The following is a 21,968-nucleotide window of genomic DNA, read 5'->3' on the forward strand; positions in this document are numbered from 1 at the left end:
TGCCGAGGTTCGTCAGCCCGTTCGCGGCTCGAAAACCGTCACTCCCGACCGGACAGCCACAATTTCAGATATTTATAATAAGTGATTTCCGCATTGGAGACCGCCAGCATGAAGCCTTGCGGGCCGTCCAAGATCGCCAGCCGCAGAAAATACGTACGGACAAACGCCCAAAACGCTTTGCCCACCGCAGCTGCCGGACTGGAAGACTCGCCGCGTTCTCTTAACTTTTGCGCCCCCAAGGTCGAATAGCTGTTGACTTTCGCCAACACCTCTTCCAAGTTGACATAGCTTTCGTGCAAGATCGGATTGTTTAAACGCCCAAGCTCACCGTCTACTATCACCCGTTCGTGCACCACGTCGTCGCTAAACCGGCCGGCTTCGGCGCGAAACAACCGCACGACGTAATCGGGCCACCAGCCGCCGTGCTTGATTTGTCGGCCGCAATAGCTGGAAAGCCTGGGTATTTGATAGGCAGGATAAGCGCCGGTCCGCATCACGGTTTCGATCTCCGCTCTTAACGCCTCAGACACCTGTTCGTCGGCGTCCAGCGATAACACCCATTCCTGGCCGGCTTTCTGCAGCGCGCGTTGCTTTTGCGGCCCGAAGCCCGGCCAATCGGTACTGTAAACCCGGTCGGTAAATTGTCGGCAAATCGCTACGGTATCGTCGTCGCTGCCGGAATCGAGCACGACGATTTCGTCGGCCCAAGTCACGGATTGCAGACATTTTGCGATGTGAGCCGATTCGTTGCGGGTGATGACGATGACGCTAAGCATAGGCGACTGTTCCAACCCGAATCAATACCAGAAAAACTCGCCGGCTTCGCGCTTGCCGTGCAGCGTCATGCCGAATTCGACCAGCTCGTGCTGACGCCAGGCCTTAGCCTGACTCACCCGTTGATACTTGGCCCATTTTCGCTGCAGCCAACTCTGTTGCAACAAGCGGTAGTTGTAACGATTGCCCAGTCCCTGTTTGGCGGACAAACCACGCTCCTGCTTCATCGCGGTTTGGGTAATGGATCCGTAATGATGCAACCAGGAAGCGCCGGTAATCGCGCACGGGATGCCGGCCTTATCCACTTCGTGAAAGAACAGGGTATCTTCGTAGCCGAGCAGTTTCGGTACCGGCTGAAAATAGCCTATCTGTTGCCAAACCGATTCGTGCACCGCCAAACAAACGGCATGCCGGCCGCCGCGGCGCAATACCTTGCCCATCTTTTGTTCAGCCGTTTTTGCGAAAGCGTCGAAATCGTAATCCAAAGGTCCTTCGATCAATGCCGGAGAAACCAGCTTCAATCCATTTTGTTCCGCGCTGGTAAGCAGATTTTCCAACCAACCCGCGCTTACCAACACATCGTTGTTCATGATGACGGACCATTCGGCTTGCAAGGCCAGAACCCCTTGATTCCAAGCCGTGCCGCAGCCTAAATTGGACCGGTTGTAGATACGCCCGCCTAGCGGCAGCGACTGCAGATAATCCCGGGTGGCGTCGCTGGAATCGTTGTCCACTACGACCAAACGGGACAGATCAAACCCATGTTTGAGCATGCTGTCTATACATTGGCGAGTGTAATCGACTTGGTTGTAACAAGCGAAGGTAACGGCGTACTTGGCTGGATTCATGATTTCAAATTTACGGAGGCGGATGACGAACGGATCAACAGTGCGCCGATAAAACAGCTCAACATCATCGCGTGAAAAGAAGCGGCAAACTTTAAATTGAAGACTTCGGTCGTCATACCGCTGACAAAGGTACAAAGCAAATAACCCAAGGCTAGCAGCCCCAATCGTTGGGTGATTTTGCAGTCGGCCCACAGTTGCTTGCCGAAATACACGGCCGGCACCACAAACAACGCCAAACTGGACAACAAACCCCAAATGCCGGAACGCACCGCATTGGTAGCGATCTCGTTATGAAAGCCGGCGTTTAACGCAAATTCTTGGGTTTTTACCACGGCGTAACGGTTCAGTTCCGGATGGCCGATAAACGTTGCGAAACCACGGTCGCCGAAACCGCCGAAAGGATTTTGTTCCAGCAAAAAAGCGGCCATGCGGATAAACGATAAACGGGCGCCGACCGAGTTATGCCGGTTCGGCCCATCCCAGTGGTAGGTCATGATTTCCTCTATCGCCATGCCGGTACGTTCCCGTAAGGTCGCCGATAAATAAAACACCGCCAAGCTCAACAACACCGCCGCGGCAAACGCATACACGCGATAGCCCGCCAGACGGGCGTTTAGCCATATCAACAACACCAGCGGTGCGGCGGCCCAACCGGTCCGGCTACTGGACAACACCGATAGATACAGGCCGACCGCGAAGCCGCAAAATTTGTAGAGTCGTACTATCCACTCATCTTTTTGGTACAAATCGATCGCTAACAGGCAAAACAAGCCCAAAGTGAGATTCACACTGCCGAAGGTTAGAGGATCGACGAAATGGGTCGAGACGCGCGTTGTATCCCACCACAGATTCCACTTCAACGAAATCACCAAGCCGGTCAACAACAAGCCGCAAGGCACGACGTAAGCAAAAAATTTAACGACGTCCGCCCGTAACTTGACCAGCGCCAGCAAAATCGGCACGCAAAGCAGAAAACGCGCCGGACTATCGTAGTAGCGGCCTATCCAGTCGTGGCGTATCGCCTGACTCAGCGCAATCGCGAGCACCGGCATGCAAAACAGCACCGCAAAACCCAGCATCCATCGGCGTTGACCGGGCGGCAAATCGAAGGGTCGATTCCGCTGAGCAACCACGATCCACACCCCCAATACCGCGCTCAAAACCAGTATGACGCCGGACCAGCCGGACTTGGTCAAAACCAACAAAGGTAAAACAGCCAAGCAGGCTTGAAGTGCATCGCCCGGCGATGCCAGAGGTCTTAGCCCCAGCAAGATTTGCGGCATTATGGGTGCTCTTTGATTGGTTTCGATGATCTGCCGGTTATTTTCGGCGACCGGGAAGCAACCGCAGCGGCGCCGAACAAATTATTCATATTAAACGCTTAATCTATACATAGCATAAACCAAGCTAAACCCATCCGGCGTTAAGAATAGTAAGCAACTGGGTTTTCCCGGCTTGACTTTGCCTGCGAAATAAATTCGTCGACCGCCCGTATCACGGTTTGAACCGGCAAATCGTCCAAACATTCGCTATGACTGTTTCTATGCCGCTCGCAGCCCTCCAATTGGCAAGGCAGGCACTCCTTATCCGTGTGACCTTGAATCAAATAAACGTTACCTACTCGCCGGGAGCCACGGGCGGCAAACGGCGCTTGTGCATTCTCATAACCAACCGGCCACGGCGCCCATTTGCGTGGGTCGGTAGGGCCGAACAAGGCTATCGTCGGCGTACCGGTCGCCGCCGCCATATGGGTGATGCCGGTATCCGGGCCGACAAACAGAGCCGCGCCGCCAATCAGATCGGCTAATTGCGCTAACGACAACCGGCCACTCACATCGATAGGCACTGCCGCCGCGTCAGCCACGATTTCGTTCAGTACCTGCCGCTCCGCAGGATGTCCGCTGCCGGACAACACCACCTGTAAGCCGCTCTTGGTCAAGTAGTCGATCAATGCCCGCCAGCCGGCGCTATGCCATTGTTTATAGCGCCATTGCGGCATAATGTGCAGCACGGCATAGGGCTTGAGCGGCTCAACCGGCGGCTTCTGGTCCGAACAAGGCGGCGTCAGCCGATAACACGGCTCAACGCCCAATACCTCGCAAAACCGCAGGTTCTCCAATAGCGGATGCCGATAATCCCGGGGGAAAACCAGAGCATCGGAAAATAACAGCTTTTTCCACCAGGCTTTGCCTAGCGCTTCCGGCACGAAACCTAAACTACGCTTACCCGCTATGATTGCGCACAAGGCCGGCCTATCGCCGTCTTGCGCGGCAATCGCCCAATCGTAGCGCCGATATAACCCAGCCAAAAACCGCAAAAACGTCCATAGTTTAGGTTTGACCGGCATTTCGACGATCTGCGCAACGGCCGGATTGCCCGCCAACATCCCGGCGTTGGCCGCCGGCAACAGCACGTCGATGGCCGCCTGCGGATAAGCTTGATGCAAGGCATTGAGCAAGGGAGTCGTCAACAAGGTATCGCCCAAATAGCGCAGGGTTATCACTAAAATGCGCTTAGGCTGTATATTGGCGGGTTTGGCTTTCGGCATAGCAATCGTCTCGCGCCGTAGTGCGCGGCAAAATTCAGAGGTTAAGTCTTGGACAGCACACAAACTCACAAAAACCGGCCAAGCGACGGGCAAGTATACAAGCGACTACTGCGCTATGTTTGGCCTTATTGGCGCATGTTCTTGGTCAGCGCGCTCGGCTTCGCCGTTTACGCCGCCACCGAACCGGCGGTGGTAATGATCATCCAACGCATCATCGACAGCCTCAGCAGCCCGAACCGCGCCGACTTGCAATTCCTGCCGCTATTGTTTATCGGCTTGTTTTTGGTGCGCGGCACCGGCGCGTTTTTAGGCAACTATTATTTGGCGCGCATCTCCGGCAACGTCATCCACCAACTGCGCTGCGATATTTTCAATCATTACACCCAACTGCCGGTGCAGTATTTCGACAGCCACAACAGCGGTTACATGATTTCCAGGATAACCAACAATGTCGGCGAGGTAACCCGGGCCACTTCGGATTCGATCCGCTCCTACATCCGGGAAGGCTTGACCGCGTTGGGCCTGCTGGCTTATTTGGCCTATACCAATTGGCGCCTGGCTTTGGTATTTTTGCTGATCGCACCGGTGGTGATCACCATGGTGCGCTATGTCGGCAAACGGCTGAAGCGTTTAAGCCGCAATATGCAAGAAACCGTCGGCGATTTGACCCACATCACTTCGGAGATGGTCACCGGCAACCGCATCGTCAAAAGCTTCGGCGGCGAAGCCTACGAACGCCGGCGCTTCGAGGACGCCAGCCTGGAAAATCGCAAGCAATACCGCAAGTTGATCATGACGGTGTCGCTGAACAATCCGTTGATGCAACTGCTAATTTCCTTCGCATTGGCCGGCATGATGTTTTTGGCCCTGGTGATCATGCAACACTCCAGTCCGGGCGAATTCGTCGGCTTTTTCACCGCTGCGTTTTTGCTGCCCAAGCCCATACGCCAACTGAGCGACGCCAACGCCGAAATCCTGCGCGGCATCGCGGCGGCGGAATCGCTGTTCGAAGTACTGGATCAACCTTTAGAAACCGACCAGGGCGACTTCGTGACGCCGCGCAGTCAAGGCCGTATCGAATTCAAGCACCTGAGCTTCACCTACCCGGGCAGCGAAACGCCGGCCTTGCAGGACATCAACTTGAGCATAGAACCCGGACAAACCGTCGCCTTGGTCGGCGCTTCCGGCGGCGGTAAAAGTACCCTTATCAACCTGTTGCCGCGTTTTTACGACTACAGCGAAGGCGAAATTCTGATCGACGGCGTGGATCTCAAACGCTACCGGCTGGACAGCCTGCGCCAACAAATCGCCTTGGTGACCCAGCACGTCACCTTGTTCAATACTACGGTGGCGAACAATATCGCCTATGGCACCCTGGAACAGGCTAGCCCCGAGCAAATTCGGCAAGCTGCAGTCGACGCCTATGCCGGCAATTTCATCGACAAAATGCCGGCCGGCATGGAAACCGAAATCGGCGAAAACGGCGTCAAACTATCCGGCGGCCAGCGTCAACGCTTAGCATTGGCTAGAGCTTTGCTAAAAGATGCACCGATACTGATTCTGGACGAAGCCACGTCCGCGCTGGATACCGAATCGGAACGCTACATCCAGGCGGCGCTAAAACGGGTCATGCAGGGCCGCACCACACTGGTGGTGGCGCATCGCTTATCGACCATAGAAAACGCCGATGTCATTTTAGTCATGGAAAAAGGCCGTATCGTCGAACGGGGCAGCCACCGCGAGCTATTAGCCCGCAACGGCGTGTATGCGAAATTGCATAGCATGCAATTCAAAGAAATGCCCGTACAAACCGACCATCAGACGGCCCCCACGACAAAGCCCGATTCGTAACTAGCCGAAATTCGCCCGTATTCGCCATGGAACACCAACCCTTCGCACCGCCTTGCCCGGAAAACGGTTTCCATTCCCGCCAAGTCGAACTGCTGCTGAGCAGTTACCTCCGCTTGCTGGGCCAACCGCTACTGCCCCCGCATCCGGTTAACAATCCGGCGCAACAGATTTTTGAAGCCAAGCGGGTAGTGTTGTCGCACGATACGGCGGCCGATCCTGTGTTCAATTACGCCAATCGCGCGGCACTGACCTTGTTCGAAACCCGCTGGCAGGACCTTATCGGCATGCCGTCGCGCTTTTCCGCGGAACCGGTCGCACGCGAAGAACGCGAACGCTTGCTGGCAGAAGTCGGCGCTAAAGGCTACATCGACCATTACAGCGGTGTGCGCATTGCCAAAACCGGCAAACGTTTTTTGATCCGCAACGCGGTAGTGTGGAATCTGTACGATGAAAACCAAACCTATCGGGGCCAAGCCGCCTGTTTCGCCGAGTGGACGCCGTTGGACTGAGGGTTAGGCGTTTAGCCCGCTATCCGGCGCCGGCAAAGACTTTATAGACAGCTTAAAATCGGCGTTGGCCACCGCAAGCGCAGCGTAGTGATCAACCCCCACGTCCAATTCGACTATGCGCCAAGCGTCGCGGTCGCCGCAGCCCGGCGGCAGCGCCGTTATTTGGCCATGCTCGGCCGGGTCGAATTCGCAGTTTTCCAACCCGAACCCAATACCCCGGCCTATCGCCTTGACATAAGCTTCCTTCTTGGTCCACAAGCGGTAAAAGCTTGCGCTGTGTTCGGCGGCCGGCAAGGCTTGCCAATGCGCGTATTCGGCCGGGGAAAAGCAGCGTTGCGCCAAGCACGTCAAATTAGCGCGCGGTTTCACCGCTTCGATGTCGATGCCGACTTCGGAGACATCAGTCACGGCGATCGACAGCATCTCACCGGTATGCGAAATATTGAAAAACAGCGAGCCACAGGCCAGACTCGGCTTGCCGTAGGGACCTAGGGTAAATCGCAGGCCGTGCGCGGAGCAGCCTAAATAATCAGCCAAGGTTTGCCTAAGGTAAAAACGGCTTGCCGCATAGCGATCCCTCACGCGATTCAATTTGAACGATTCGGCTTTGGCCCGTTCTTCCGCCGACAACATGCCGTAACAGCCGGCTAGCGCCGGACGGTCAAGCGCCAAACTTCCAATCCAGACATCGACGAACGCCGCTCTAATCACCCGACCGCCTCGGCCTTTCGGAAATCCGGTTTTCCGCGTAAAAACTGTGCAAATGCTTGGTTTTCCTTGACGAAACGCGATAAAGAAAGTAGTTTACACAACCTTTTTCCGTAAATCGCATTTTCAAAATTGCTTGGTATTTTGAGGACATAAAATTGGAACTCAGCGGCGGACAAATTCTGGTCCAAAGTCTTAAAGACGAAGGCGTCGAATATATTTTCGGTTACCCCGGCGGGGCCGTGTTACACATCTACGATGCCATTTTCCATCAAGACGACGTAAAACACATCCTGGTTCGGCACGAACAAGGCGCCACCCATTCGGCCGACGCCTACGCGCGCGCAACCGGCAAACCCGGCGTGGTGCTGGTGACTTCCGGCCCCGGCGCCACCAACGCGGTGACCGGCATTGCCACCGCCTATTTGGATTCGATTCCTATGGTGATCATTTCCGGTCAGGTACCTTCGCCCGTGATCGGCAGCGATGCCTTCCAGGAAGTGGATACGGTCGGCATCACCCGCCCCTGCGTCAAGCACAATTTTTTGGTCAAGGACGTCAACGACATTGCCGAGACCGTCAAAAAAGCTTTTTACCTGGCGACTACCGGCCGGCCGGGCCCGGTTTTGGTCGACATTCCCAAAGACATTACCGATCCGAACATAAAAGTTCCTTATAAATACCCGAAAAAAGTCAGCATGCGCTCCTACAACCCGGTGATTGTCGGGCACAAGGGGCAAATCAAGCGCGCGGTGGAATTGCTGCTGTCGGCGCAACGGCCGGTGATTTATTCGGGCGGCGGCGTAATTTTGGGTGAAGGCCACAAAGAATTGACCGAGATGACCCGAATGCTGGGTTACCCGATCACCAATACTTTGATGGGCTTAGGCGCCTACCCGGCCACCGATAAACAGTTTTTAGGCATGCTGGGCATGCACGGCACTTACGAAGCCAATATGGCGATGCACGAAGCCGACGTCATATTGGCGGTAGGCGCGCGTTTCGACGACCGGGTAACCGGCAAAATCGCCGAATTCTGCCCGTATGCCAAGATCATCCATATCGACGTCGATCCGTCCTCCATCTCCAAAACCGTGCGGGTCGACATCCCCATCGTCGGCGAAGTCAAGCCGGTGCTGGAACAAATGATCGAGTTGATTAAGGACAGCAAACATAAGCCGGCCAAATCCTCGCTGGACGCCTGGTGGCAGTTGATCGAAAGCTGGCGCGAGGTCAAATGCTTGGAATACGATCGCGGCAGCATGTTCATCAAACCGCAATTCGTCATTGAGCAGCTGTACGAAATAACCGGAGGCGACGCCTACGTCACCTCCGACGTCGGTCAACATCAAATGTACGTGGCGCAATACTACAAATTCGACAAACCACGTCGCTGGATCAATTCGGGCGGACTGGGAACGATGGGCTTCGGTTTGCCCGCCGCTATCGGCGTCAAGCTGGCGTTCCCGGAAGCCGACGTCGCCTGCGTCACCGGCGAAGCCAGCATCCAAATGTGCATACAGGAACTTTCCACCGCATTGCAGTACCACACCCCGGTTAAAATTGTCAATCTGAACAACCGTTACATGGGCATGGTGCGGCAGTGGCAGGAATTTTCCTACCAAAGCCGCTATTCGCAATCCTATATGGACACCATTCCGGAATTCGTCAAACTGGCGGAAGCGTACGGCCACGTCGGCATGCGCATCGAAAAACCGGCCGACGTACGTCCGGCCTTGCAAGAAGCCTTCGCAATGAAAGACCGCACCGTATTCCTGGATTTCATCACCGACCGGACCGAAAACGTCTATCCGATGATAGAAGCCGGCAAAGCCCACCACGATATGAAACTGCGTGTCGCCCCGGGCACACCGCTGGACAGGGAGTTATCGTAAATGAGACATATCATCTCGATTTTGATCGAAAACGAATCGGGCGCTTTATCGCGCGTATCCGGTTTGTTCTCGGCCCGCGGTTACAACATCGAATCGCTAACCGTCGCCGCTACCGAAGACCCCAGCCTGTCGCGCATGACCCTGGTGACCCGCGGCAACGACGAGATCATCGAACAAATCACCAAACAACTGAATAAACTGATCGATGTCGTCAAGCTTATCGATTTGGCCGACGCACCGCATATCGAACGCGAACTGATGCTGGTCAAAATTAAAACCACGCCGGAAACCCGCACGGAGATCAAAAACATGGCCGACATTTTCCGCGGTCAGATTATCGATGTCACCCCGAGCAGTTACGTGGTGGAAATGACCGGCCCTTCCAATAAATTGGACGCCTTTATTCAAGCTTTCGAGGAAGGCTGCATCATCGAAGTGGTGCGCTCCGGCCCGACCGGCATTTCCCGCGGCGAAAAAGGTTTACATCTATAACTCATAGAGACGTAGCGCGGCCGGACTGTAAAATTCCCGGCCGCAAGCTCGCCAAACTTCACCAACCCAAACAAAAACGAGAACATCTATGCAAGTTTATTACGACAAAGATGCCGACTTGTCGGTCATCCGCGGTAAAAAAGTCGCGATCATCGGTTACGGTTCGCAAGGCCACGCTCATGCCAATAATCTGAAAGACTCCGGCGTCGACGTCGTGGTCGGCTTGCGCGCCAGTTCCGCATCCGTCGCTAAAGCCCAAAACAGCGGCCTGACCGTCAAAGACGTGCCGGAAGCCGTTGCCGGAGCCGACGTGGTGATGATTCTGACCCCGGACGAATTTCAGTCCAAACTCTATAAAGAAGAAATCGAGCCGAACATCAAACAAGGCGCAGCCTTGGCTTTCGCCCACGGCTTTTCCATTTTGTTTAACCAAGTCGTACCGCGCGCGGATTTGGACGTGATCATGATTGCCCCGAAAGCGCCGGGCCACACCGTGCGCTCCGAATTCGTCAAAGGCGGCGGCATTCCTGATCTGATCGCCGTGCATCAAGACGCATCCGGCCAAGCCAAGGCAGTCTGTCTGTCTTACGCCTCCGCCATCGGCGGCGGCCGTTCCGGCATCATCGAAACCACCTTCCGCGACGAATGCGAAACCGATTTGTTCGGCGAACAAGCGGTACTGTGCGGCGGCGCGGTAGAACTGGTCAAAGCCGGTTTCGAAACCCTGACCGAAGCCGGCTACCCGCCGGAAATGGCTTACTTCGAATGCTTGCACGAGCTTAAACTGATCGTGGATTTAATGTACGAAGGCGGCATCGCCAACATGAACTACTCGATCTCCAACAACGCCGAGTACGGCGAATACGTGACCGGCCCTAAAGTCATCAACGACGAAAGCCGTAAAGCCATGAAAGAAGCGTTGAAAAACATCCAAGAAGGCCGTTACGCCAAACAATTCATCTTGGAAGGCGCTACAGGTTACCCGGAAATGACCGCACGCCGCCGCCTGAATGCCGAGCATCCGATCGAAACCGTGGGTGCAAAACTGCGGGCCATGATGCCTTGGATAAAGGCCAACCAAATCGTAGATAAAAGCAAAAACTAAGCTTTTCTACTAGGCTTAAAGCCCATCTCACGATGGGCTTTTTTATGCCCGCAGGATTTTTAGATGTTCGATCCACCGCGCTGCGCTCGCCTGGCCTCAGCCTCCATTCTCGCTTCCTTCGCCATTACCCCGTGCCTAGCCGATTGGATGCTATGGAGCGTCAGCGAAATTCAATACCTACACGGCGCCAATTACCGGGAACCCTTTAATCCCAATGACGTCAGCCGTTCGTTAATAACGGTGACCCATAGCCACGGCTGGGATTTCGGCCGCAATTTTTTCTTTATGGATGTGATGTTCTCAGAGGCCGGCGAGCCGTCCCAAACCCAGTTGTACGGCGAGGAGTACAGCACGCTGAGCATGGGCAAGCTCACCGGCTTGGATTTGTCTTACGGCATTGTCAAGGATTTCGGTCTGACCGGAGGCATAAACCTGGGCGAAAATCTGGATGCTCCGTATAGCGGCTATAGAGCTTGGCTATACGGAGTAAGCGTCGATTTAGACATTCCCGGCTTCGACTATTTCAATATCGATTTTCTACGCCAGCGCGTAACTGAACCGGACGATGTCGGTACTTCCTGGCAAATCACCCCGGTTTGGAAGTTTCCGTTCGAGATTGCCGGCAGCCGCTGGAGCTTCGAAGGCTTTGCCGACTTCATCGGCGCCAAAGGCAACCACCAAGCACGGCAGGCCCTAGCTCAACCGCAGTTGCGCTTGGACGTCGGCGACTTGTTTGAACACCGCAACCACTTGTTTATCGGCTTGGAATACCAGTATTGGCATAATAAATACGGCATTAAAGGCTTACACGAGAGCGTGCCGCAAGCGTTAATTTTGTGGAAATTTTAATTGTCGAAAAACCAACCTAGCACGCAAGCTTGAGCCAACGTCCGTAACCAGCGTATCTGCAATAGCACAAGCAAACTCATGAGCAAAAAAAACCCTCGCAAAGGCGAGGGTCAGAAGTGTTAACAGAGCTAGAAAGACAGGATGTTAACAACGAGGGAGGTACAACAAAATAACGCTTAAGCTTTAAACGAACCGGTAAAATCAAGATTGCTTGAAATTGTGGCGGCGCCGAACAACATGGTGGAGAGTATGAACTCGCCAGACATGAATCCGAGCACACCGGTGGTAAAGAAAATACCGGTCGCAATATCTCTGTAAAGATTATTGGATTTGTTCATGTTAGCCCCTAGCTGAATTTCAGCCGTTTCATTGAAGACGGCTTCACTATATCAGCAGGTTTTTTTATTTACAATAGAACACAAAGTGCACTCATTGTTTTTCCATGCGAAACAATAAGTCATTGCCGCGTCATAATACTTTAGTAAAACGCTAGGTTATTGAAATGTTGAGATTATTTCCTTCTTATGAATTTCCGGCAAACGAATACACACGCGTACTTGTTCTGCAAATTCCTGCATGATGATACTGCCGTCGAGTTTTTTAAGTTGATATTCCAACATTTGCAGCTGGCCGTAACTCAAATCCAACTGCAATTCCACCATCTTGACGTATTCCACCAGCACGGCATTTTCAATGACCTGTCTCGCTACGTTGCCATAGGCTCTGGTTAAACCACCGGCACCGAGCTTTACTCCACCGAAATACCGTACTACGGCAACCAAGAGATTAATCAATTGCTTACCTTCTAAATGTTGGAAAATGGGTTTACCGGCGGTTCCGCCGGGCTCTCCGGCGTCGTGAAATCGGCAGGCTAAACCATCCGGCGTTTGAATCCGATAGGCATAAACGATATGCGTCGCTGCAGGATGCCGGTCATGCAAGCACCTGATTAGTTGTAAGGCTTCATTTTCACTGCCGCACGGATTGATAAAACCGATAAAGCGGGATTTTTTGATCGTTTCTTCGTAAACGCCCGGCGCAACGACAATCTTCATCTATAACAAGCCATTGATTTCGGCGTGATTTTGCAATAGCTTGACACGAAATGCTTCGATTTCGCTCTCGTTGTTGCGCTGGCTGCGCTCGACAGTCACCGGAATGTCGCCGAGCAAACGCATGGGCCGCGGCGATAAGAAAAGTAACCGATCCGCCAACGCGATGGCCTCGCGCAAATCGTGAGTCACGAACAGCACCGTATGCGGCCGTTGTTGCCACAAGGCATACAACAAATTGCGAACTTGGCGCGCGTTAGGCGCATCCAGGGATACGAAAGGCTCGTCCATTAACAATACGTCCGGATTAAGCGCAAATGCACGGATAATGGCAACCCGGCGCTGCATGCCCAGCGATAAACGTTGCGGAAATTGGTTTTGCATCTCCGATAGCTGCATGCTATCCAGCAAGCTGTCTATCAGATCCGACTCCGCAAATGGGCCGCCTGCCAACTCTATGTTTTGCCTCACCGTGCGCCAGGGCAATAAGCGCGGATTTTGAAACACGTAGCCAATGCGCAAGTTTCGCCCGTCCTTACCAACGGCAATATTGCCGTCGTAATGTTTATCCAAACCCGCAATCATATTCAGCAACGTGGTTTTCCCGCAACCGGAGGGCCCCAGCAAACAGGCGAATTGATTGGCCGGCACATGCACTTGTAAATCCGCAATGGCATGATGGGCTTGTTCGATGCCGCCCCCGGGTTGGCTATAAATCTTGTTGACGACCCGTATATCGAGTTCGCTCACCGGCGCCACCTCAAGCTGTTGAGTTCTATCGGCTTCAAAATGAACGACTCGATCAGTTGAATGACCGCAACAAACGCAAAGCTATAAGCCAACAAACCGGCGACGTCGAATAATTGAAAAAAAAGATGCAGCTGATAGCCCATGCCGTTGCTGCGTCCTAATAACTCCACGACTAGAATAATTTTCCATATCAACGCTAGACCGGAACGGGTTGCCGCCATGATAAAAGGATGTAATTGCGGCCAAATCACGTGTATCAAAGTCTTGCGCCAACCGAATCGATAGCTTTGCGCCATTTCCAATAAGTCTCTATCCAGCGCCCTGGCGCCTTCGCGCAGAGTCACCACGACATTCGGTACTTTGTTGATGACTACCGCGGCTATGGCCGCCGATTCGATCAAACCGAACCAGACGTAACATAAGATTATCGTTACCAAAGCCGGAATGTTCAGCAGGATAACCAACCAATTGTCAAAAAACGCATCGGCCCCCCGATGCCTTCCCAATCCGATGCCAATCGCGCATCCGAGCAACATCGCAATCGAAAAACTCGCCAGCAATCGCAGCAAAGTCACGCCAAGATGATAAGGCAATTCCCCGCTGACACAGGCTTGCCAAAACACGGCGAAAACAACGGCGGGACTCGGCAGGGTCGGACTGTGCAACATCGCCGCGCCGAGCTGCCAAATCGCCAATAAGACCAGCAGAGATAGAACACTCAAGCCGCGTTGCAAGGATCGCGTCATTGACCTGCTGACCAAAAAGTGCCGGGCTCTATCTGTGCGGATTTGTCGGTCAATTTATTTTGCGCGACTTTTCGCAGCCACTGATACACACGCTGCGTAGCGGACTTTTCCGCTTCGCCCCAGTTTTCCACCCGGCCTGCGCAATAGCCCTGCCGCAGCTGAATTTGCTCGTCGACGCTTTCGGTACCGGTCAGCGGCACGATCCGCTTCCAAGCAATTTCCGAATCGCATAAACGGTTTCTAGCCGTTGCGGCTAAAGCAAAAAAGCTTTCCAGTTCGGCCTTATGCCGCTCCGCCCAGCCGGATTTGAACACATAGCCCATTTGCGGTACCTCGGCTTCGACCCCCAATTGCTTGATGACTTCTTCGCCGCTCAACAACTGCTGATAGCCTTGCGATTTCAAGTGCGCCGCAAAGTGCCAGTAGGTTAATAAGGCATCGATACGACCGGCTTTCAATTGCTGAGTTAAAATCGGCGGAGCGCCGTAGACTTTTTCCAGCTTAGCATTTAAATCGAAACCCTGTTTTTGCGCCAAGGCCTGCAGCAACAACCAGTTTTTGTCCAATTCGCCGCCGGCTATACCTAATTTTTTACCTTGCAAGTCTTGCAGACTTTTGATCGGACTGCCGGCAGGAACCAGCAAGCTACCGGACACGTCGGAATAAGGATAAAAGCTCAAATCGCTGCCTTGCGCCCTCATCCCAGACACCCAAATCCAATCGGAAATAATGATGTCTACGCTGCCGGCCTGCAAAGCAACCTTACCCGCTTGCGGATTAGCCGTTGAAACGCTGTCGATTTCGAAGCCGGCCGCATTCAAAAGCCCTTCGTTTTGCATCGCCGCTAATTCCCAGGCTAAAGTGCCGCCCGCCATCACACCGACTCGTATCGGTTCGGACGCCTGCACCAAACCGCCGCTAAGTGCTACTATCAGGAGACTGGCCAAATGTGCTGTTGATCTCTTCATCGCTGCTTCCGGTCGGATTAAATGCCTAATTTTACCGTAGACCTAAAGCTATCGTCTTGCACACGGCCCTTTGCAGGCTAAAATCCCTACGACCTTAACGGCGGATTTGGATAATCCCGGTCGCTAATGCAATTTCACGCAGAAAACAAAGCAATCCGGTAATCAGCGAGAGCATCGCAGCAATAAACAAGAAAGCCACCGCTTTAGAAAGATCCAGGCGAACCTCAACCCCCACGAACAGCGCCGCAATGGATAAACACACGCATAAGGCCGACAAGGTACACAAGCTGATCGCCCAATGAATTAACCGCGCACGCGCCGACAAGGTACGCATTTCTTGCCGGTGTTTTTCTTCCGGCTCTTGCACTTCACTCAAGCGCCGAAAGCGGTCGATGGCCCGGCCCAAACGATTGGTCAACACGCTTAAAATAGAGCCGACGCCGGTCAGCAAAAACACAGGCGCTACCGCCTGCTGAATGGCATGCGCCACGGTGGGAATATTATCTAAGGCATCCATAGCCCGAAAGCCTGCTTCAAAAAGCGGTATTAGTAGTGATAGTTGAAATTACAAGCACCGACCACGCGGCTGGACAAAGACGTTCCACCAACAGTCGACGGATTCAAATCCATACCGCAGCCTATATCTGCCGGCCTGGTATCGGATTTCTCGGGTAACAGCACGCTGGCGTTATCACTGGAACCGTTCTGCCTGAATCGGCCGTTAGGCGCCTCAGAAGCCAACCATTTATCCGACAACGTCAATACCAACTTTTCCGAAGCGTTCGCATCGTCTGTTGCATAGTCTTCTGCCGCCACAATCGGAGATGCTAGAGACAGAGCTGCCATGAACACCAATAATCGAAACCAACAAGAGCAAATAAAATCATATGCTTTCATGACTTTTCTCCCGTAAAAACTCAGGTGAACTAAATGTTAGCGCGCCCTGCGCATTTTGCAATCCCGGCAAGAATTAGCAAGTAAAAAATAACTGCCGCAAAACTATAAGGCAGTAATAAATATGAAACTTTCTGTCAAAATATCGGCCTTTGCTTAAGGTTCTATATAATCAGCGGAAATTCGCTCCGCATTGCCTATGAACGACACTTCCCCACACCTAATCGACCGTTTCGGTCGAACCGTCAATTATCTTCGGGTTTCCATTACCGACCGCTGCGACTTTCGTTGCGTGTACTGCATGGCCGAAGACATGCAGTTTCTGCCGCGCCGGCAAATCTTGAGTCTCGAAGAAATTCATTGCATCTGCCAAGCCTTTGTCGAATTAGGGGTAGGTAAAATCCGCGTCACCGGCGGAGAACCACTGGTTAGAAACGGCGCCTTAGACTTGCTGCAGCAACTAGGTCGAATTTCCGGACTGAACGAGCTGGTAATGACAACCAACGGTTCGCAACTGGCTGACAAAGCACAATCGCTAAAAACGGCCGGCGTGAAACGCATCAATATCAGCTTAGACACCTTGGACCCGGCCAAGTTTAAAGCTCTAACCCGGACCGGCGATCTGGAAAACGTGCTGAAAGGCATCAACGCGGCTTGCGCTGCAGGTTTCGAACGCTTAAAACTCAATACTGTCGTGCTTAGGGACAGAAACCACGACGAAGTCTGCGCATTAGTGGAATATGCGGTTAATCGCGGCATCGATATCAGTTTCATCGAAGAAATGCCGCTAGGCACCGTCAACAATCACAACCGGGCCGAGGCTTACTACCCTAGCCGTCTGATCAAGAACGACTTAGAGCGGCGTTTCACGCTGCACGATCTAACAGACACAACCGGCGGACCATCCGATTACTTTGCCGTCGCCGGCAGCAACACCCGGGTAGGGTTTATTTCACCGCACAGCGCTAATTTCTGCGCCAGTTGCAACCGGGTAAGGCTCACCGCGGAAGGACGTTTGCTGTTATGCTTGGGCAACGAACACTCGGTAGACCTAAAAGCCGTAGTCAGGCAACATCCGGGCGACGCGGATCTTTTAAAACAGACCATTGTAGACGCTATGTCGATCAAACCCGAGAAACACGAATTCAATATCTACGAAAAGCCTGTGATATTACGCCACATGAACGTCACCGGCGGCTGAAAGAAAAGAGGGAATCAACATGAGCAAAGCCAATCAAATCATTGCCGAGGCGAGGCGCTATAAAGAAGAACGCGAAAAAGGCTACCGCGAACAAGCCTTGAAACTATTTCCCTGGATCTGCGGACGTTGCGCACGCGAATTCGACCACAAAAACTTGCGCGAACTCACCGTACACCACAAAAACCACGACCACGATCACAATCCTGCCGACGGCAGCAACTGGGAACTGCTGTGTTTATATTGTCACGATAACGAACATCAGCGCTATGAATCGCAAGTTCGGTACGGCAGTAGTACTCATCGCGAGGGCTCCGGTCCTACCGCAACCTTCAGCCCGTTTGCCGATTTGAAAAAACTGATGCAAAACGGCGAATGAACAAGTGCCGCTGGGCGCTGGCCAGCGCCGGCGAAGAACACTATCACGATACCGAATGGGGCGTACCGGAATTCGACGACCGTAAACTGTTCGAATTTTTGATTTTAGAGGGCGCCCAAGCCGGCTTGAGTTGGCGCACCGTTTTGGCTAAGCGGCCGGCCTACCGGGAAGCCTTGGATCATTTCGATGCGGCAAAAATTGCAAACTACGACCAAGAAAAAATCGCGCTGTTAATGCAAAATCCCGGCATCATTCGTAACCGTTTGAAAATATTGGCAGCTATAGAAAACGCCCGAGCGTTTTTGCAGGTAACAGCGCAATTCGATAGCTTTGCCAGCTACATCTGGCAATTTGTCGACGGCCGACCGAAACAAAACCACTGGAACGATTCCAAGCAAATCCCAGCGTTCACAATAGAATCGGAGCTGATGAGTAAAGACTTGCAACGCCGCGGCTTCAAATTCGTCGGAAAAACGATTTGCTACGCTTATATGCAAGCAGTAGGCATGGTCAACGATCACACGCTGGACTGCTTCCGCTATCACGATTTATCGGGATAATTATCATGTCTTTAAATGCCGACGCCGCGCAAAATGCTTGCGATGAGCTGGTCAAAAACCAGCAAAGCTTGTTGCTAGCCAGCCGGCGCAGCAATGGCGACGCGGATATCGGTTACGCGCCCTATCTATTGATCGATAATGTGTTTTACATCTTCGTCAGCACGTTGGCGAGTCACACCGACAACTTATTGAATTACCCTAAAGCGTCCTTATTATTTATCGAAGCCGAATCCAGTGCCGCCAATCCTTTCGCCCGCCGGCGCTTGACGCTGGATAGTTCGGTGGCTCGCATCCCGGCCGACGACCCGGCATATCCGCGGATTTTAGACGCCCTCGCCCAACAATTCGGCGAAACCGTGTCCGTCTTGCGCGGTTTGGCCGATTTTCAATTGCTGGCTTTAACCCCTTTAGGTGGCCGTTTCGTAGCGGGTTTCGGTAAAGCCTACCCTGTAGATGAACGATGGCGTATTCAGCATCCCTCGACCGCTTAAGGTTCAGCGTATGCACGCGCCGTTCAGCCAGCCACTAATCAACGCATTCGCTGCCCTTGCGTATTTCGCCAGCGCTTGGCTAGGCAACTTGTTGTCCAGCGCGGCGGGCGGCGTCAGCCCGCTCTGGCCGGCGTCCGGCATTGCATTGGCCCTGACGATGGTATGCGGCCGTGGCATCTTGCCCGGACTGTTCCTAGGGAGCTTTACCAGTTATTTCGTATCCGGCACCGAATGGCCATTGACCATAGAGCAAGCGCTACTGGGTGCGATGGCAACCGCAACAGCTGCTTGTGCACAAGTGTGGCTAGGCATGCTTGCCATTAATCGCTGGATAGGCAAGCAAAATCCGTTGATCGAAGACCGTAGTATCTTCCTGTTTTTTCTGATCGGGATAGCCAGTTGCTTGTTGTCTGCAATGGTCAATGCCGCCGTGATGTTCAATCACGGCGGCATTGACGCCGAAAACCTGTTCGATACCGTCATCCAAACCTGGGTAGGCAACGCCATAGGTACGGCTATATTCGCGCCGATGTCATTGCTATTCATAGGCAAACCGGAAGCGGTTTGGCACGGCAGACGTCAAGCGGTACTGTATCCCTTATTGCTCACCTTGCTCGCCACCATACTTGCGTTTAAATTCAGCCAGCGCCAAGAAAGCGAGCGCTTGCACAATCTGCTCGAGCGGCAAACGGACTTGCTGCACACCGCATTGTACCAAAGATTGAATTTAAATCTGGCCGGCGCCAAAGCGCTAAAAGCCTTCTTCGACAGCTCGGTGATCGTAACCCCGGACGAATTCGTACGTTTCGCCCAATCGATAGGCAACCAATGCGACGGCTTGCTGGAATGGATACCCAAAATATCCCATCCCGAACGCAAGCCATGGGAACAAGCCCATGGCACCGTCATACGCTACGCAGACTTCGAATACGAAATGTTTGTCCCGGCAGGCGATAAAACGGACTATTTTCCGGTAGAAATTGCAGTCAAAAACACTATCGATCCTAGCGGTATCGGTTACGACATCAGCAATAATCCGCAGGTTGCCGAAACGCTCAACTCGATTGTCGAACAAAACCAACCCTTAGTCGTTTCGGAAACTCGGCTACAAGCTAATCATCGCCCCTATTTGGCGACCGTTATTTACGCTCCGGTGTTTAAGCAACAGGAACACGAATTGACTAGTCCGGATCACAAACGGCAAGCCCTTTTAGGTTTTGTCGCCAATGGATTCCGTCTGGACGCGCAGATAGCCGAAATCTACCGTTTGTTCGGCGATAACGAATTGCAAATCAGCATCACCCTTTACCAACAGCAACGCGTCTTATTCAGCAACGTCGTTCCCGGACCCTATCCGTATCAACATCAACCCGAGCTCGGCAGCGAACGCACGCTCAATTTTGCCGGCAGCGCTTGGCGACTGCACGCTGTTCCATCCAGCGATTTCTACGCATATCAACAATCGCCGTTAAGCGCGTGGCTGCTCGGCGGCGGGCTATTGCTGTCCAGCCTTATCAGCTTGGGTTTACTGCTGGTGACCGGCCGCACTACCCAAGTGGAAAATCTAATAGCGGAGCGCACCTCTGCATTGCAACGCATCAACGACACCCTGAATCACGAAATTTCCACCCGTTTGCACCAAGAAGAAGAATTGCGGGTAGCCGCCACCACCTTCGAATCGCACGAAGCCATTGTAGTGACGTCGCCGGACGGCACTATTCTGCGGGTAAACAAAGCCTTTTCAACCATCACCGGCTATTCCGCCGACGAAGTGATAGGCGACAACCCGCGGCTGTTAGCGTCCGGCTTTCACGATGCGGAGTTTTTTCGCGCCATGTATGCCGCGCTGGAACAGACTAACCAATGGGAAGGCGAAATCTGGAATCGGCGGAAAAACGGCGAAGTCTATCCGGAATGGCTGACGTTGACAGGCGTGCGCGACGAAGCCGGGCATTTGAGCCATTACGTCGGTATCTTTTCGGATATCAGCGAGCAAAAAGCCAAAGAGCAGGAAATTCTCAATTTGGCCTACTACGACCCGTTAACAGGCCTGGCCAATCGGCGCATGTTGCTGGACAGACTGAGCCAAGAGATTGCCGCCGCTAAACGCCAGCATATGTTCGGCGCCTTGTTCTTTTTGGATTTAGATCATTTTAAAATTCTAAACGATTCGCGCGGCCACCAAGTGGGCGACGAACTCTTGATTCAAATGGCGCAACGCTTGAAAGCGACGATACGTCGCGAAGATAGCGCCTGCCGTTTAGGCGGAGACGAATTCATCGTGATGGTGCCGGCTCGTTATCACAGCCTGCGACAAGCCAACCAACACGCGGCGATATTGGCCGACAAAATTTTGCAAACCATCAACCAACCGTTCATCGTACAGGGCAGCGAGCATCATTTTTCTACCAGCATAGGCGTCAGCTTGTATCCGCAAGGCGACGAAAAACCGGAACAAATCATTCAACAAGCCGATACCGCCATGTATAGAGCCAAAGAAAACGGCCGTAACCGTATCCGGTTTTACGAACCGGAAATGCAAACTGCGGCGAACAAGCGGTTAACCCTGGAAAAAGAGCTGCGCTTGGCCTTAAAACACCAACAATTCAAATTGGTCTACCAACCGCAAGTGGACGAAAGCGGCAATATCCTCAGCGCCGAAGCGTTGATTCGCTGGCAACATCCGCAAAAAGGCAGCATATCTCCGGCCGACTTCATTCCATTAGCGGAAGACACGCAACTCATTCTACCGCTGGGCAGCTGGGTATTGCAGGAAGCCTGCCGACAAATCAAACGCTGGGATTTACTGGGCCGCTCTATCGGGCACGTCGCCGTAAACGTCAGTTCCCGCCAATTCCGCCAATCCGGGTTCGTGCAACAAATTCAACACGCCTTGCGCGCCGCCGGCATCGATCCTCACCGCTTGGTCGTCGAATTAACCGAAGGCAGCGTGATCGAAAACATAGACGACACCGTGGCAAAAATGCAGGCCTTACAAGCCATGGGGGTACGCATTTCCATAGACGACTTCGGCGTCGGCTACTCATCCCTGTCCTATCTGCAAAGCTTGCCGCTCAGCCAATTGAAAATCGATAAAAGCTTTGTCAGCCGCCTAGGCGAATCCAACGCCGAAGTCATCACCGAAACCATCATCATGATGGCCAAAAGCTTAGGCTTGGGCGTTATTGCGGAAGGGGTGGAAACCAGCGCTCAAGTCGAATTTCTGCTGTCTAAAGGCTGCACCTCGTTTCAGGGCTATTTTTTCTTTACCCCGGTACCGGCGGAAGAATTTCCGGTTCACCTGCTGTCCTCCAATCACTCACAAGCTTAGAGCCAGCCTTGTAGCACTAT

22 protein-coding genes and 1 pseudogene are annotated in these 21,968 nt (G+C 53.2%); 11 read left to right on the plus strand and 12 right to left on the minus strand.

Going from position 1 to position 21,968, the window contains the following annotated elements:
* Window positions 1-38 precede the first annotated feature (38 nt).
* The 4 genes from AB0A83_RS20245 to AB0A83_RS20260 all read right to left on the minus strand — a co-directional run bounded on the left by AB0A83_RS20245 (window position 39) and on the right by AB0A83_RS20260 (window position 4,170).
* The gene (locus tag AB0A83_RS20245; RefSeq protein ID WP_367155057.1) at window positions 39-776 is read right to left on the minus strand and encodes a glycosyltransferase family 2 protein; all 738 of its coding nucleotides are present in this window, start codon (window positions 774-776) and stop codon (window positions 39-41) included.
* A gap of 21 nt (window positions 777-797) precedes the next feature.
* Entirely contained in the window at window positions 798-1,622 is an 825-nt protein-coding gene (locus AB0A83_RS20250; RefSeq protein ID WP_367155058.1) for a glycosyltransferase family 2 protein, read from the minus strand.
* Window positions 1,619-2,905 (minus strand): O-antigen ligase family protein, encoded by a 1,287-nt coding sequence (locus tag AB0A83_RS20255; protein ID WP_367155059.1) that lies wholly within the window; start codon window positions 2,903-2,905, stop codon window positions 1,619-1,621. The genes AB0A83_RS20250 and AB0A83_RS20255 overlap by 4 nt, the downstream gene beginning before the upstream one ends.
* Before the next feature lie 140 nt (window positions 2,906-3,045).
* A complete protein-coding gene (locus tag AB0A83_RS20260; RefSeq protein WP_367155060.1) occupies window positions 3,046-4,170 on the minus strand; it encodes a glycosyltransferase family 9 protein in 1,125 nt (374 codons plus the stop codon).
* 48 nt (window positions 4,171-4,218) lie between these two features.
* Between AB0A83_RS20260 and msbA the strand changes: the two genes are divergently transcribed.
* Window positions 4,219-6,021, plus strand: a complete 1,803-nt coding sequence (gene msbA, locus AB0A83_RS20265; RefSeq protein ID WP_150051654.1) for a lipid A export permease/ATP-binding protein MsbA — start codon at window positions 4,219-4,221, stop codon at window positions 6,019-6,021.
* Window positions 6,022-6,047: 26 nt separating this feature from the next.
* The gene (locus AB0A83_RS20270; protein ID WP_150051656.1) at window positions 6,048-6,530 is read left to right on the plus strand and encodes an MEKHLA domain-containing protein; all 483 of its coding nucleotides are present in this window, start codon (window positions 6,048-6,050) and stop codon (window positions 6,528-6,530) included.
* 3 nt (window positions 6,531-6,533) lie between these two features.
* Here AB0A83_RS20270 and AB0A83_RS20275 read toward each other — a convergent pair whose 3' ends face one another.
* Window positions 6,534-7,241: a 4'-phosphopantetheinyl transferase superfamily protein gene (locus AB0A83_RS20275; protein WP_367155062.1), complete on the minus strand. Its 708-nt coding sequence runs from the start codon at window positions 7,239-7,241 to the stop codon at window positions 6,534-6,536.
* A 155-nt stretch (window positions 7,242-7,396) separates the two neighbouring features.
* On the opposite strand from AB0A83_RS20275, the gene AB0A83_RS20280 reads away from it, so the two are divergent.
* From AB0A83_RS20280 to AB0A83_RS20295, 4 genes and pseudogenes are all read left to right on the plus strand, one after another.
* Entirely contained in the window at window positions 7,397-9,133 is a 1,737-nt protein-coding gene (locus AB0A83_RS20280) for an acetolactate synthase 3 large subunit (RefSeq protein ID WP_150051660.1), read from the plus strand.
* Window positions 9,134-9,625, plus strand: a complete 492-nt coding sequence (ilvN, locus tag AB0A83_RS20285; RefSeq protein WP_150051662.1) for an acetolactate synthase small subunit — start codon at window positions 9,134-9,136, stop codon at window positions 9,623-9,625.
* A gap of 61 nt (window positions 9,626-9,686) precedes the next feature.
* Window positions 9,687-10,730, plus strand: a pseudogene (gene ilvC, locus AB0A83_RS20290) (ketol-acid reductoisomerase); the annotation flags it as partial.
* 63 nt (window positions 10,731-10,793) lie between these two features.
* Window positions 10,794-11,579 (plus strand): outer membrane protein OmpK, encoded by a 786-nt coding sequence (locus tag AB0A83_RS20295; protein WP_150051666.1) that lies wholly within the window; start codon window positions 10,794-10,796, stop codon window positions 11,577-11,579.
* 176 nt (window positions 11,580-11,755) lie between these two features.
* Here AB0A83_RS20295 and AB0A83_RS20300 read toward each other — a convergent pair whose 3' ends face one another.
* The 7 genes from AB0A83_RS20300 to AB0A83_RS20330 all read right to left on the minus strand — a co-directional run bounded on the left by AB0A83_RS20300 (window position 11,756) and on the right by AB0A83_RS20330 (window position 15,992).
* Window positions 11,756-11,917, minus strand: a complete 162-nt coding sequence (locus AB0A83_RS20300; protein ID WP_190303206.1) for a hypothetical protein — start codon at window positions 11,915-11,917, stop codon at window positions 11,756-11,758.
* A 156-nt stretch (window positions 11,918-12,073) separates the two neighbouring features.
* The gene (locus AB0A83_RS20305; RefSeq protein WP_150051668.1) at window positions 12,074-12,634 is read right to left on the minus strand and encodes a YigZ family protein; all 561 of its coding nucleotides are present in this window, start codon (window positions 12,632-12,634) and stop codon (window positions 12,074-12,076) included.
* Window positions 12,635-13,381: an ABC transporter ATP-binding protein gene (locus tag AB0A83_RS20310; protein WP_150051670.1), complete on the minus strand. Its 747-nt coding sequence runs from the start codon at window positions 13,379-13,381 to the stop codon at window positions 12,635-12,637.
* The gene (locus AB0A83_RS20315) at window positions 13,378-14,127 is read right to left on the minus strand and encodes an ABC transporter permease (RefSeq protein WP_150051672.1); all 750 of its coding nucleotides are present in this window, start codon (window positions 14,125-14,127) and stop codon (window positions 13,378-13,380) included. Before AB0A83_RS20315 ends, AB0A83_RS20310 begins: the two co-directional genes overlap by 4 nt.
* Window positions 14,124-15,095 (minus strand): ABC transporter substrate-binding protein, encoded by a 972-nt coding sequence (locus AB0A83_RS20320; RefSeq protein WP_367155063.1) that lies wholly within the window; start codon window positions 15,093-15,095, stop codon window positions 14,124-14,126. Before AB0A83_RS20320 ends, AB0A83_RS20315 begins: the two co-directional genes overlap by 4 nt.
* Window positions 15,096-15,189: 94 nt before the next feature.
* A complete protein-coding gene (locus AB0A83_RS20325) occupies window positions 15,190-15,612 on the minus strand; it encodes a DUF2721 domain-containing protein (RefSeq protein ID WP_150051676.1) in 423 nt (140 codons plus the stop codon).
* Between the two features lie 29 nt (window positions 15,613-15,641).
* On the minus strand, window positions 15,642-15,992 hold the full coding sequence (locus AB0A83_RS20330) for a hypothetical protein (RefSeq protein ID WP_150051678.1): 351 nt from the start codon (window positions 15,990-15,992) through the stop codon (window positions 15,642-15,644).
* 196 nt (window positions 15,993-16,188) lie between these two features.
* On the opposite strand from AB0A83_RS20330, the gene moaA reads away from it, so the two are divergent.
* Genes moaA through AB0A83_RS20355 form a run of 5 tightly spaced genes read left to right on the plus strand, consistent with a single transcriptional unit; the run spans window position 16,189 to window position 21,948 of the window.
* The gene (moaA, locus tag AB0A83_RS20335) at window positions 16,189-17,190 is read left to right on the plus strand and encodes a GTP 3',8-cyclase MoaA (protein WP_150051680.1); all 1,002 of its coding nucleotides are present in this window, start codon (window positions 16,189-16,191) and stop codon (window positions 17,188-17,190) included.
* A gap of 19 nt (window positions 17,191-17,209) precedes the next feature.
* Complete coding sequence (locus AB0A83_RS20340) at window positions 17,210-17,566, plus strand: YajD family HNH nuclease (RefSeq protein ID WP_150051682.1); 357 nt, start codon at window positions 17,210-17,212, stop codon at window positions 17,564-17,566.
* Window positions 17,563-18,126, plus strand: a complete 564-nt coding sequence (locus tag AB0A83_RS20345) for a DNA-3-methyladenine glycosylase I (protein WP_150051684.1) — start codon at window positions 17,563-17,565, stop codon at window positions 18,124-18,126. The genes AB0A83_RS20340 and AB0A83_RS20345 overlap by 4 nt, the downstream gene beginning before the upstream one ends.
* Before the next feature lie 5 nt (window positions 18,127-18,131).
* Window positions 18,132-18,617, plus strand: coding sequence for a HugZ family protein (locus AB0A83_RS20350; protein WP_150051686.1), 486 nt, complete (start codon window positions 18,132-18,134; stop codon window positions 18,615-18,617).
* A gap of 10 nt (window positions 18,618-18,627) precedes the next feature.
* Complete coding sequence (locus AB0A83_RS20355) at window positions 18,628-21,948, plus strand: EAL domain-containing protein (protein ID WP_367155064.1); 3,321 nt, start codon at window positions 18,628-18,630, stop codon at window positions 21,946-21,948.
* The last annotated feature ends 20 nt before the right edge of the window (window positions 21,949-21,968 follow it).

The organism is Methylomonas sp. HYX-M1 (assembly GCF_040741385.1).
Classification (GTDB): Bacteria; Pseudomonadota; Gammaproteobacteria; order Methylococcales; family Methylomonadaceae; genus Methylomonas; species Methylomonas rhizoryzae.

Bases quoted from the DNA above. Each gene is read 5' to 3' on its own strand.
- AB0A83_RS20295 (WP_150051666.1), top strand. From the start codon at position 10,794: ATGTTCGATCCACCGCGCTGCGCTCGCCTGGCCTCAGCCTCCATTCTC.
- AB0A83_RS20355 (WP_367155064.1), top strand. From the start codon at position 18,628: ATGCACGCGCCGTTCAGCCAGCCACTAATCAACGCATTCGCTGCCCTT.
- AB0A83_RS20350 (WP_150051686.1), top strand. From the start codon at position 18,132: ATGTCTTTAAATGCCGACGCCGCGCAAAATGCTTGCGATGAGCTGGTC.
- AB0A83_RS20270 (WP_150051656.1), top strand. From the start codon at position 6,048: ATGGAACACCAACCCTTCGCACCGCCTTGCCCGGAAAACGGTTTCCAT.
- AB0A83_RS20345 (WP_150051684.1), top strand. From the start codon at position 17,563: ATGAACAAGTGCCGCTGGGCGCTGGCCAGCGCCGGCGAAGAACACTAT.
- AB0A83_RS20260 (WP_367155060.1), bottom strand. From the start codon at position 4,170: ATGCCGAAAGCCAAACCCGCCAATATACAGCCTAAGCGCATTTTAGTG.
- AB0A83_RS20320 (WP_367155063.1), bottom strand. From the start codon at position 15,095: ATGAAGAGATCAACAGCACATTTGGCCAGTCTCCTGATAGTAGCACTT.
- AB0A83_RS20325 (WP_150051676.1), bottom strand. From the start codon at position 15,612: ATGGATGCCTTAGATAATATTCCCACCGTGGCGCATGCCATTCAGCAG.
- moaA (WP_150051680.1), top strand. From the start codon at position 16,189: ATGAACGACACTTCCCCACACCTAATCGACCGTTTCGGTCGAACCGTC.
- AB0A83_RS20250 (WP_367155058.1), bottom strand. From the start codon at position 1,622: ATGAATCCAGCCAAGTACGCCGTTACCTTCGCTTGTTACAACCAAGTC.
- ilvN (WP_150051662.1), top strand. From the start codon at position 9,134: ATGAGACATATCATCTCGATTTTGATCGAAAACGAATCGGGCGCTTTA.
- AB0A83_RS20300 (WP_190303206.1), bottom strand. From the start codon at position 11,917: ATGAACAAATCCAATAATCTTTACAGAGATATTGCGACCGGTATTTTC.
- AB0A83_RS20340 (WP_150051682.1), top strand. From the start codon at position 17,210: ATGAGCAAAGCCAATCAAATCATTGCCGAGGCGAGGCGCTATAAAGAA.
- AB0A83_RS20315 (WP_150051672.1), bottom strand. From the start codon at position 14,127: ATGACGCGATCCTTGCAACGCGGCTTGAGTGTTCTATCTCTGCTGGTC.
- AB0A83_RS20245 (WP_367155057.1), bottom strand. From the start codon at position 776: ATGCTTAGCGTCATCGTCATCACCCGCAACGAATCGGCTCACATCGCA.
- AB0A83_RS20330 (WP_150051678.1), bottom strand. From the start codon at position 15,992: ATGAAAGCATATGATTTTATTTGCTCTTGTTGGTTTCGATTATTGGTG.
- AB0A83_RS20255 (WP_367155059.1), bottom strand. From the start codon at position 2,905: ATGCCGCAAATCTTGCTGGGGCTAAGACCTCTGGCATCGCCGGGCGAT.
- AB0A83_RS20305 (WP_150051668.1), bottom strand. From the start codon at position 12,634: ATGAAGATTGTCGTTGCGCCGGGCGTTTACGAAGAAACGATCAAAAAA.